This window comes from Bacillus sp. C30 (assembly GCF_040838255.1).
GTDB lineage: Bacteria > Bacillota > Bacilli > Bacillales > Bacillaceae_G > Bacillus_A > Bacillus_A mycoides.
Window position 1 is genome coordinate 1 of the sequence record NZ_JBFPJH010000095.1, and the last position, 11,695, is coordinate 11,695.

Here is an 11,695-nt window from a genome sequence, read left to right on the forward strand (position 1 = left end):
TACATACATTTTGTAATTATATCACTTTCTACATCGTGGATTAAACGAAAACATACTATTTTTCCCATTAAATATTTCACTTACTTCATTATATAACGAAGTAAAAAAAGTATGCATACAAAATGACCAAATTAGTTTTACATTCAATAATAACAAATATATAGGAAATGTCATAAAAAATACAAGTATTTTCTCTTGGGAATACTTGTATTTATCAAAAAATCCTCACAGCTTTTCATTATCTGTGAGGATTTCTTCTATTATATATCTAATTGTACTTCTACACCGAAATGGTCAGAAATTACATTTCGATTTGTTCCATTAAAAATGACTTTTGAAGAATTAACTGTTTTACTTTGATTGCTTAATATTAGGTCGATTCGTAAGTTTTGTTTATTTTCATCCCAACCAGCAATCTCTCCTTGGACAGTTGTTCCTTCATCCTTCTCTATCGCTAGTTCATATGTGTCATATAAACCTTTTTGCATCATATACTCATAACCCTCTCCTTCCAAACGAGCATTGTTATTAAAATCACCCATTAAGAAGGAAAGTTCATTGCTATTTACACGCTCCATTAAACGATCAACTTGGTCTTTGAATGATTCTTCTTCATCATTCCACCAACCGAGATGGCAAGAATAAAACGTTATATTCTTATCATTATAAGCAATTGTTGCACTTACAATTTTGCGTGTTTTCCAATACGTTGTATCCTTATTTTCTGAGACAAAGAACGTATCTTCCTTTACAATGTTGTGCTTTGTTATAATTGCTAATCCTTCTTCGTACACATCATATCCAATATGAGAGAAATCCCAAATAATATTGTATTCTTTTACATTTAATGCTCTTAACTCTTCTAGCAGTAAAAGTCCAAAATTATCTTTTTTCTTGTTACCGCATACATTTTCAGCTTGTATAGACTGACTTACTTCTTGCAATGCGATCACATCATAATCTTCTTCTTGAATTGCTTTAGCAAGATACTTTATTTTTTCAATTTGATTCTCTTCTTGCCAAGAGTGACAATTTAAAGTTAGCAATTTCATATTATTACGCACCTAACATATCTTGAATATCTGACTTTAATACGTCAGCTTTCGGGCCATATACTGCTTGTACACCTTTATCTTTTACAATAAGTCCTAAAGCACCATTTTGTTTCCATTTTGCTTCTGGTGCAACGGCATCTAAATCTTTTACTGTTACACGTAAACGTGTCATACAAGCATCTACGTCAGCAATATTATCTTTTCCGCCCAATAAATCAATAACTTTTGTTGCTAATGAACCATCTTGTACATTTCCTGTTCCTTCTGTTGACTCATCTTCATTATCAATATAGTTTCCTGCACGCCCTGGCGTTGGTAAATTGAATTTTTTAATTAAGAAGTTGAATAACGTAAAGTTAAGGCCGAAGAACACTAATGAAACAATGACAAAGTTGATTAAATCTCTCGTTAAACCTGCATTGATCATCATTGGTGTACGTGTAATTAACTCAATAAATCCAAATGCATGAACACGTAAATTAATTAAATCCGCTAATGCGAATGCAAGTCCTGTTGTAATTGCATACACAACATATAATACTGGTGCAATAAACATGAACATGAATTCAATTGGTTCTGTTACACCTGTTAAGAATACTGCTAATGCAGCTGATAAGAACATTGGTTTATATTTTGCACGTTTTTCTTTATCAACATTACGGAACATCGCAAACGCAATCCCCATTAACGCTGCCGTTGAGCCGATAACTTGTCCAGCTTTGAAACGAGCTGGTACAACGTTATTTAATAAATCGTTATATGCTTTCGTATCTCCATTTGCTAATAAGTTATTTAAATCTGTAATCCATGCAAGCCATAACGGATCTTGTCCCGCTACAATTTGTCCAACCTTTGAGCCAGTTAACATCGTATATGTTCCGCCTAGCTCTGTGTAGTTCATCGGAATTGTTAACATATGATGTAATCCAAATGGTAATAATAAACGTTCTAACGTTCCATATACAAACGGTGCAATAACTGGTGCACTATCTTTAGATGCTGCAATCCAGCGACCAAATTCATTTAATCCACTTTGGATAAATGGCCATACAAGTGATAATACAATCGCAGTGACTGTAGACCAAACAATTACAACGAATGGTACGAATCGTTTTCCATTAAAGAATGCTAATGCCTGTGGCAGTTTATTATAATTGTAGTATTTGTTATATAAAGTAGCTCCTAAGAAACCTGTGATAATCCCTACGAAAACTCCCATGTTTAATGCTGGTGCACCAAGTACAGAAGTAAAGTAATCTTTTACAAGTAAATCTCCTGCTAAAAATGAAGAAACTGTCGCTTTTGAATCCGTTAACATTTGAGCGTTTACGCCAAATATAGCTCCTGTAATTCTGTTTGTTAAAACGAATGCTAATAGTGCTGCAAATGCACCACCTGCTCGATCCTTCGCCCAAGATCCCCCAATTGCTACTGCGAATAAGATGTGTAGATTTGTAATAATTGCCCAACCGATGTCTTCCATTACTCGAGCAATGGTATGAACTGCGTTAACATCCCCAGCAGACATCCCAATTAACTTACCGATGGAAATCATTAAACCAGCTGCTGGCATTACAGCTACAACAACTAGTAACGCTTTCCCGAACTTTTGCCAAAAATCAAAAGACGTAATTTTCATCTGTTTTTCCTCCCCTTTATTTATAACAACATAATGATTTAAATTATAATTTCTGTTTCTCTTATGAAAACGATTCCTTATGTTTCTTTTTCTCTTTACGCAACCGTTTTCATAAATCTATTTTAATAAAAGCGTTTTCACATTGCAATAGAAATTTATTTTTTTTCATAAAAAAAGATGCTCAAGGAGCATCCTTTTTCATTATAAAATGCGATAAACCCTTGTTTCATAAGGTTTCAACGTGATTGTAGTTATTTGTTCATGTTCCGCAACTTCATAGTTATTTAAAAGCAAACGTTTGCGTTCTAATGCGAATAAACTCTCATTATACACAGATTCCTCTTTTGAGATATTACTAATTACAATGACTTTTTCATCCTGTAGCGTACGTGTATATGCATAAATTTGTGGATCGTCTTCTAATAGTAAATCGTACGTACCGTAGTTCAGTACATCGTGCTCTTTTTTCAAGGCAATCATTTTCTTATAGAAATTGAAAATAGACTTTTCTTCATTTTTTTGCTTTTCAACATTAATTTCTTTGTAATTTGGATTCATGCTAAACCAAGGTGTACTTGTTGTGAAGCCAGCATTCATTTCATCGTTCCACTGCATAGGTGTACGTGAATTATCGCGGCAAGAAGCCCATATAATTTCCATCATATCTTGATGTGATACGCCCTCTGCAATTTTCTCACGATATAAATTTTTAATTGCTACATCATCGTAATCTTCAATATTTGGGAACTGAACATTTGTCATACCAATTTCTTGTCCTTGATAAATAAACGGTGTGCCGTGCATAAAGAAATACATCGCTCCTAAAGCCGTTGCACTTTCACGCCAATATTCTTTATCATTTCCCCAAGTAGACACAATACGTGGCTTATCATGATTTTCAATATATAAAGCATTCCATCCCTTATTTTCTAAACCTTTTTGCCACTTTGTTAATACTTTTTTCAACTCAACAACATCAAGATCTTTCTTCTTTTCTGCATCCCATAAGCTTAAATGCTCAAATTGGAATACCATATTGAATTTACCATTCTCTTCTCCAACCCAAAGATCAGCATCTTCAACTTTCACACCATTTGCTTCTCCAACAGTCATAATATCGTATTTAGCAAATGTGTTTTCTTTTAATTCTTCTAGTAATGGCTGAATACCATTTACATTCATATGTTTGTCAAAAGAAGGCACATACTTTAACCCTTTTGGGTTTGGCATATCCTTGAGGCCATCTTCTTTTTTTATATGACTAATCGCATCGACGCGGAAACCATCAATACCTTTATCAAGCCACCAATTAACAGTATCATATAAAACTTCACGAACTTCTTTATTCTCCCAGTTCAAATCTGGTTGTTTACGCGAGAATAAATGTAAATAATATTGCTCTGTCACTTCATCATATTCCCATGCAGAACCATTAAAGATACTTTCCCAATTGTTTGGTTCCGCGCCGTCTTTACCATCCTGCCAAATATACCAATCACGCTTCGGATTGTCTTTAGAAGAACTTGATTCAATAAACCATGGATGTTCATCACTTGTATGATTAATAACTAAATCAATAATAAGCTTCATGTCACGCTTATGAACTTCATCTAGTAGCATATCAAAATCTTCCATCGTACCAAATTCATCCATAATATCTTGATAGTCACTAATATCATAACCATTATCGTCATTAGGTGATTTATACATTGGACAAATCCAAATTACATCTATACCTAAATCTTTTAAATAATCCAGCTTTGCAATAATCCCCTGTAAATCTCCAATACCATCACCATTTGAATCCATAAAGCTACGTGGATAAATTTGATAAGCGACAGCTTCTTTCCACCATGTCTTATTCATACTAATTCTCTCCTTTTGCATCCCATCGGATTTTTTATGCAAACGTTTTCGTAACACTATCATAACAAAATATGAATAGTTTGCAACTGTTTTCATTGAACTCTATGTAGTTTCCTTATTCTTATGCCTTATTTATTTCTCACAAAGATAAAGTGAAACTTTAATCGTTAAGGAGATGTCCATTCCCCGCTGATTATTAGCCCTTACCAATCGAGCTTTTACGAGCAGCCCTATCTTCTTTGTTTCAGCCGGATTGTCTTACTGCTCGCAAATAACGGGATAAATCTAACCCTTCTCTTCTTCTCGTCCATGCGTGTTAAATACACTCTTCATATACTAATACAAGCTCATATTATTTCAGAAAGGAGATATAAATTGAAACAAACAAAATTAACTGGTCGTATCGTCGTTCCCTCGGATCCTAGGTATGACATAGCCCGAATAAATTTAAATTTAAGCATTCCAAAATTTCCTTGTATTATTGTTTTTTGTCAAAATAAAAATGATGTGTGTAACGCCTTAAAATGGGCACGTGAGCGTCATATACCATTTCGCTTAAGAAGTGGACGACATAGCTACGAAAATTTCTCTCTTTTAAATGGCGGGCTTATTATTGATGTGAGTGAAATGAAGCAAATTACGGTTAGTACAGGAAAATTAACAGCAACAATTGAAGCGGGTGCAAATCTTGGCACTGTGTATAAAGAACTTTGGAAATATGGTGTTACAATACCAGCTGGCACAAGTGCAAGTGTCGGAATTGTGGGGTTAACACTCGGCGGTGGCATTGGCATGCTTTCACGCTTATTTGGACTAACATGTGATCAATTAGTAGAAGTCGAAATGGTACAAGCGTGCGGGAAATTTGGTGCAAAAATCATTCGTGCAAATGAACAAGAAAACCCTAACCTATTTTGGGCATGCCGTGGCGGTGGAAATTTCGGGATTATTACTTCCTTAACCTTTCGAGTCCACCCTATTAAAAACGTATCAATTTTCTCACTTACATGGGAATGGAAAGACTTTATTGCTGCATTTCAAGCTTGGCAAAACTGGGCACCTTATATAGATGAACGTCTCACTTCATCAATTGAATTATTCTCTAAACAACGAAATAAAATCGAGGTGAAAGGTGAATTTGTCGGCTCTCCTTCTGAACTCTATCCTCTATTATCTCCTCTTCTTGAAACTGGTAATCCTTCTCTCTTTATAGATGAAGTCCCGTATATAAAGGCTGTTCAATTCTTTAATAGCGGCAATATTCCTGAAAAATTCAAACGCTCTGGTTCCTACGTATATAAACCTATCCCTCTTAAAGGTATTCAAATCTTACAATATTTTCTTTCTCATGCACCAAATAAAGATGCGAGTATTTGGCACCAATCACTCGTAGGTGCTGTAGAAAACATTTCGCCTAATGAAACAGCTTATTTCCACCGCAAGGCAATTATTGCTCAAGAATATATTACTTCTTGGAAATGCAACGATGAAGAAAATCGAAATATACGCTGGGTTAAAGATTTACGGGAAAGCTTAGATCCTTACACACTAGGAGACTATGTCAATTGGCCCGATATCGACATAAAAAATTGGCAAACTAGTTATTATGGCTCTAATTTTCAAAGGTTGCGTAAAGTGAAGACAGCATATGACCCTTGTAATGTTTTTCGTTTTCAACAAAGCATTCCTCCTTTCCATACGTAAAAAGGAAGAACAGAATTCTGTTCTTCCTTTTTACATTGAAAATCGTTCAATGGTTTGTTTCAAGTCCGCTGCTTGCTTCTCTAAATCCTTTAATAATTGATCGATTACTACCATATTTTTAGATTGTTGCAACGTCACACGTGCCACTTCTTGTGAACCAGCTGATGTTTCCTCAGCAATTGCTGCTACAGCCTTCGTCTGTGCTCCTGTTTGATGAATGTGACTCACTTGCTCGTTCATATAGCTACTAATTTGCTTAGTTGCATCGGCAACTTCCATAATGCTTGATGACATTTCTTTTAAAATTAATTCAGTAGCTTCTCCTCGTTTTGCCTCTTCTTTAGCTGTTTTCACTTGCTCCGTCATTTTCAATGCGACTTGTTGCACTTCCTCTTGCATATTTCGTAATAACTGCGATATATTTCTTGCAGAATGATCGCTTTCATCAGCAAGTTTACGTACTTCTTCAGCTACAACTGCAAAGCCCCTTCCATGCTCTCCAGCACGAGCTGCCTCAATAGAAGCATTTAATGCTAATAAATTCGTTTGACTAGCAATCTCACTCACAACAGAAACAATATGTTCTACTTGTTTCATTCGTTCTTCTAACTTCTGTACATTTTGCATCGAATCTTCATTCTCTTTTGCCAATGTTTGAATGCCTTGAATTAAAGAAGTAAAGACACGTGTACTTTGTCCTAAAGCTTGAACCATTTCTAAAGACAATTCGTCGGACTTTTTTGCTTTTTCTTCTACTTCACTCGCAATAGAGGTTGTTGTATCGACAGTTGAAACAATCGCCTGAATGGAAGCTGCTGATTGCTCGGCGCCAGAAGAAATCTCTGCAAGAGTTTCAGACACACCGCGTGCTTGCTTTGTCGCTTCCCCTGTTTGTCTTCTAATTTGCTGAACTTGATTATTTGTATACGAAAATGTAGTATCAATATTTTTTACCATACCTCTTAAGTTCTCGAGCATCATATTAAATGCAACACTTAAAGATTTAATCTCATCATCTACTTTTGGCAACGGGACATCTTCACGAATATCACCATCAGCCGCTTTCCTTGCTGCTTCTTCCAACTTTCGAAGTGGTTTAATTAAAAATATTGCTGCCCCATACGCTAAAATTCCAGACCATACTACACCTAATAACATAACGATAATATTATAAACAGTTTGACTTACATAACTTTGAAAATAATCATATATAACGTAAATAAAAAATAAACTTGTTGAATATGTAATTAAAGCTAAAACTGTAGTGAATAGCATAAGTTGTGTACGTAAGCCAAAGGAAAATGTCTTCCTTTCTTTTTCCATCTCTTCTTTCCCCCTTCTTATAAGCAATATAAGTGCTACCTATATATTATTATCCATATTTTCGTTATAGAAAGATATAGAGATTTTAAAAATCATAATTCCCTTGAATATCAAATCCCGTCAAAAAAATAAAGGATTCTGACAATTTATGACTAATAACAGAAATAAGGGGCAACATTTGTAAAATATATTTTTGACTGGGGGTTTTGTATGATTCAAGTTCGAAATCTAGTAAAATCATTTGGCTCACTTGATGTTTTAAAAGGAATTGATTTAGAAGTAAAAGAAAAAGAAGTTGTTGTTTTAATCGGTGCCAGTGGTTCCGGCAAAAGTACATTACTTCGCTGTCTTAACTTTTTAGAAATGTACGATGAAGGTGAAATTCACTTACAAGGTGAACGAATTGATCCGAAGCATTCAAATTTAAACAAAGTCCGTGAAAATGTCGGTATGGTTTTTCAACACTTTAACCTCTTTCCTCATATGACCTCACTAGAAAACATCATAGAAGCACCCATTCACGTAAAAAAATTGGAGACAGCAGACGCGAAGGATGTTGGGAATCAACTCCTACAAAAAGTCGGCCTACAAGATAAGGCGGATGTAACTCCTCACCTACTTTCAGGTGGTCAAAAACAACGCGTTGCGATTGCACGAGCTCTTGCTATGAACCCTAAAATTATGCTATTTGATGAACCTACCTCAGCCTTAGACCCTGAACTTGTTGGAGAAGTATTGCAAGTTATGAAAGAACTTGCTGAAGAAGGAATGACCATGATTATTGTTACTCATGAAATGAATTTCGCAAGAGATGTAGCTGATCGCGTCATATTTATGGATGACGGAAAGATTGTAGAGGACGCTCCGCCAGCACAATTCTTTTCAGCTCCATCACATGAACGAGCAAAACAATTTTTACGCAACGTTTTATAATGTAACTTCTGTTTCAAATGAAAAGAAATACATCCATACGGTGCACAACTAATTGTCCAAATAAAATATCTCAGTAACATACTTAAAACCATCCGTATGATCAATATATAGGAGGGGTTTTATGAAAAGAAAACTATTAACCATTGTTGCGAGTATTACATTATGTACATCCTTCATACTAGGAGCCTGTAGTAAGGAAAGTGCTACTACTTCTTCAAATGGTGAAAAAGAATTTCGTTATGCGATGAGTGGATTATATAAACCTTTTAACTATAAAGAAAATGACGGAAAGCTTGCCGGTTTTGATGTGGAAATTGGTGAGGCACTTGCGAAAAAAATGAATATGAAACCCACTCCTATTACAAATCCATGGGAAACGCTAATTCAAGGTCTACAATCGAAAAAATATGATGCTATATTGGGCAGTATGGCAATTACAGAAGAACGCTTAAAAGCTGTTAGTTTCTCCAATCCTTATTATCGCTCTGGTGCCCAAATTTTTGTGGCTAAAAAGAATACATCTATCTCTTCTCCAGAAGATTTGAAAGGTAAGAAAATTGGGGTTGTAAAAGCTAGTACCTTTAAAGACCTTGTTGCAAAACATACAGATCAAATCACAGAATATGATAGCGATATTACTGCACTTATGGACTTAGAGCCTGGACGTATTGATGCAGTAATCACTGATCAAATGGTCGGTTTACGTATGATCAAAGAAGGTAAATCAAATATAAAAGAAGCTGGAAAACCATTAAATCTTGATGAAATGGGAATTGCTATTCGTAAAGATGATAAAGAAATGGTTGAGAAAGTAAATAAAGCTTTAGATGAAATCATTAAAGATGGTACGTATGAAAAGATCAGTAAAAAATGGTTTGGGCGTAATATTCTTGGAGACGAGGCAAAAACAAAGTAAGTTAGCCATTTAGAGATTTCATAAATCATGCCCCACTTTGTATGTGGGGCACTTCATTCACTACTAAAATCCATACAATATGAGGTGACACATATGTTTGAAATTTTTATCTCTACCTATCCCACACTCTTAAAGGCTACTATTGTCACATTACAATTAACATTAACATCCCTATTACTCGGTTCACTAATTGGATTACTAGTCGCTTTCTTTCGAATCTCTAACAATAAGGTTTTAAATAGTATTGCTCATGTATATATCGCCATTATTCGTGGTACACCTTTAATTGTTCAAATTGCCATTCTCTATTTCGGTATTACATCGATTATTGTCTTCACTCCTTTTTGGGCAGGAGCAATTGCTTTAGCAATCCATAACGGTGCATATATTACTGAAATTTTCCGCGGATCCATTCAGTCCGTTGATCGTGGACAATTGGAAGCTGCTCGCTCTTTAGGGATGCCTTACCCTTTAGCGATGCGCCGGATTATATTACCACAAGCATTTCGTCTGTCTCTTCCCCCTCTAGGGAACCAATTTATTATTGGATTAAAAGATTCTTCACTTGTCGCTTATGTAGGAATGTCCGAATTATGGGGATCCGGTTTATCAATTGCCGCAGGTAACTTCCAGCAATTAGATACATATATCATTGTTGGTGTATACTATCTCGCACTAGTTCTTCTATTTACTTATCTTGTTAGTCTTCTAGAAAAACGACTACAACGAAAAGAAAATAACTCTGTCCAGGTCAAGACGAAGAACAAGAAAGAAGTCTCTTTATAACAAAAAGCAAGCTCTAAGAGAGCTTGCTTTTTCATCGTAAGATATGTCTATTATTGATTTACTTTTTTTATAGTCTCTTTTTCCTCTATATGTTCCTCACGATATGAAATATTATGAGGATCCAATCCATTTCCTAAAGAACCATAGAAATGCTCCCTATGCGGATCAACTAATTCACTTCCGTGATAATACACACGTGGTGTATTCCAAAGTGCTGCCAAAGCTTTTGTCATCGGCATTTCGTGATAGCGTTCCGGCCACATTTCTTTAATTTTATCTTTTACTAATGGATAGTATTTAGAACTCATAGCAGGAAACAGATGATGTTCTGTATGGTATGAGAAATTGAAATGTAAAACGTCTACCCAGCGCGGTACTGTTACTGATAAACAGTTTGCTAAAGGATCATTTACTGGAACAATAGGATTTAAGCGGTGATTTGTTGCGATATACGCCATTACAATAAAGTTAGCAATTAACAACGGAATCACGTATGCAAAGAACCACTTTGTAGGTCCCATAATAAACAATAAACTAATCCAAACTGTCCAGGGCAAAAGAAGTTGAAGCCATACAGATTTTTGATTGGATGACTTAAATTCTTTTATAAAATGAAAGAACATTCGAGTCGAATGTAACGTAAATTGAATTGTTAGTGACAGGAAACTAAAGAATGAACGTACATGAAGAGGCATGCGATATACCCAACTCAAAAACTTACTCTTTTTCAGTTTCTCAAATGTCGGCCATGCATCTGGATCATTCTCTTCATGCTGTGTGTGAACATGATGCGTTGCATTATGCCACTTTCTCCAAAGTTTTGGGCCAGTTGATAATGGCATAAATGCTATCGCACCTAAAAAATCACGAAGCCATGCCTTTCTTACAACTGTTCCATGTAAAATTTCATGTCCTAAAAATCCAAGTGAAGCAAAACATAATCCAAGAACAATTGCAATTCCTAGATTTGCCCACACATTCAATTCAAATACACCGATCGTTATTAAACCAGCCAATGCCACAAGTAAATAAGCCAGTCCACCAAATAATCGATTAGGAACTGGTTTAAATGCTTTTTTCGGCAAATGTGGTGCTACACGTGCTGCATACCACCCAAACGTATGAAGCTCCTTCATCCTTTTGCCCCTTTCTTATGCCGCGCCCCGCGCAACTTGCATATATCAATTCTTGCTTCCAGATTGATTTTACTACGTGATCCAAAAAGCATTTATCATAAGGAAAATATACTCACTCTATCGTCACTTAATTTTCGCTTTTATTATCAATGAAAAACATTTCTCTTTTTACTCTCTATCAACCTTTCCACATGATGAATCATAACAATAGAATTTCTATATTGTCAACAACTTTTATGACCTAGTAATAAAAGTTGGTTATATTTTTATAATTATACTTTATTTCACTAAAGAAAAAGCATAGATTTCATAAGGCTTTATCAGGTATATATACATA

At 35.2% G+C, this 11,695-nt stretch carries 9 protein-coding genes; 4 read left to right on the plus strand and 5 right to left on the minus strand.

The features are described from left to right. Positions 1 to 260: 260 nt before the first annotated feature. The 3 genes from AB3X49_RS11450 to AB3X49_RS11460 form a co-directional block, all read right to left on the minus strand. Positions 261 to 1,052: an endonuclease/exonuclease/phosphatase family protein gene (locus AB3X49_RS11450; protein ID WP_002169267.1), complete on the minus strand. Its 792-nt coding sequence runs from the start codon at positions 1,050 to 1,052 to the stop codon at positions 261 to 263. Positions 1,053 to 1,056: 4 nt separating this feature from the next. Continuing rightward, complete coding sequence (locus AB3X49_RS11455; protein ID WP_002016687.1) at positions 1,057 to 2,694, minus strand: PTS transporter subunit IIBC; 1,638 nt, start codon at positions 2,692 to 2,694, stop codon at positions 1,057 to 1,059. 201 nt (positions 2,695 to 2,895) lie between these two features. Then, on the minus strand, positions 2,896 to 4,560 hold the full coding sequence (locus tag AB3X49_RS11460) for a glycoside hydrolase family 13 protein (RefSeq protein ID WP_002167020.1): 1,665 nt from the start codon (positions 4,558 to 4,560) through the stop codon (positions 2,896 to 2,898). A gap of 375 nt (positions 4,561 to 4,935) precedes the next feature. Between AB3X49_RS11460 and AB3X49_RS11465 the strand changes: the two genes are divergently transcribed. After that, on the plus strand, positions 4,936 to 6,264 hold the full coding sequence (locus AB3X49_RS11465) for an FAD-binding oxidoreductase (protein WP_137076446.1): 1,329 nt from the start codon (positions 4,936 to 4,938) through the stop codon (positions 6,262 to 6,264). Between the two features lie 30 nt (positions 6,265 to 6,294). On the opposite strand, the gene AB3X49_RS11470 is transcribed toward AB3X49_RS11465, so the two are convergent. Further along, positions 6,295 to 7,587, minus strand: coding sequence for a methyl-accepting chemotaxis protein (locus AB3X49_RS11470; RefSeq protein WP_016126508.1), 1,293 nt, complete (start codon positions 7,585 to 7,587; stop codon positions 6,295 to 6,297). Positions 7,588 to 7,797: 210 nt separating this feature from the next. Here AB3X49_RS11470 and AB3X49_RS11475 point away from each other — a divergent pair, with 210 nt between their 5' ends. The 3 genes from AB3X49_RS11475 (at position 7,798) to AB3X49_RS11485 (ending at position 10,222) form a co-directional block, all read left to right on the plus strand. Beyond that, entirely contained in the window at positions 7,798 to 8,520 is a 723-nt protein-coding gene (locus AB3X49_RS11475; protein WP_002029539.1) for an amino acid ABC transporter ATP-binding protein, read from the plus strand. Between the two features lie 121 nt (positions 8,521 to 8,641). Further along, the gene (locus AB3X49_RS11480) at positions 8,642 to 9,436 is read left to right on the plus strand and encodes an ABC transporter substrate-binding protein (RefSeq protein ID WP_002091263.1); all 795 of its coding nucleotides are present in this window, start codon (positions 8,642 to 8,644) and stop codon (positions 9,434 to 9,436) included. Between the two features lie 93 nt (positions 9,437 to 9,529). Continuing rightward, positions 9,530 to 10,222: an amino acid ABC transporter permease gene (locus tag AB3X49_RS11485; RefSeq protein WP_002169270.1), complete on the plus strand. Its 693-nt coding sequence runs from the start codon at positions 9,530 to 9,532 to the stop codon at positions 10,220 to 10,222. Between the two features lie 50 nt (positions 10,223 to 10,272). Here AB3X49_RS11485 and desB read toward each other — a convergent pair whose 3' ends face one another. Then, positions 10,273 to 11,358, minus strand: coding sequence for a Delta(10) desaturase DesB (desB, locus tag AB3X49_RS11490; RefSeq protein ID WP_002091268.1), 1,086 nt, complete (start codon positions 11,356 to 11,358; stop codon positions 10,273 to 10,275). Positions 11,359 to 11,695 lie beyond the last annotated feature (337 nt).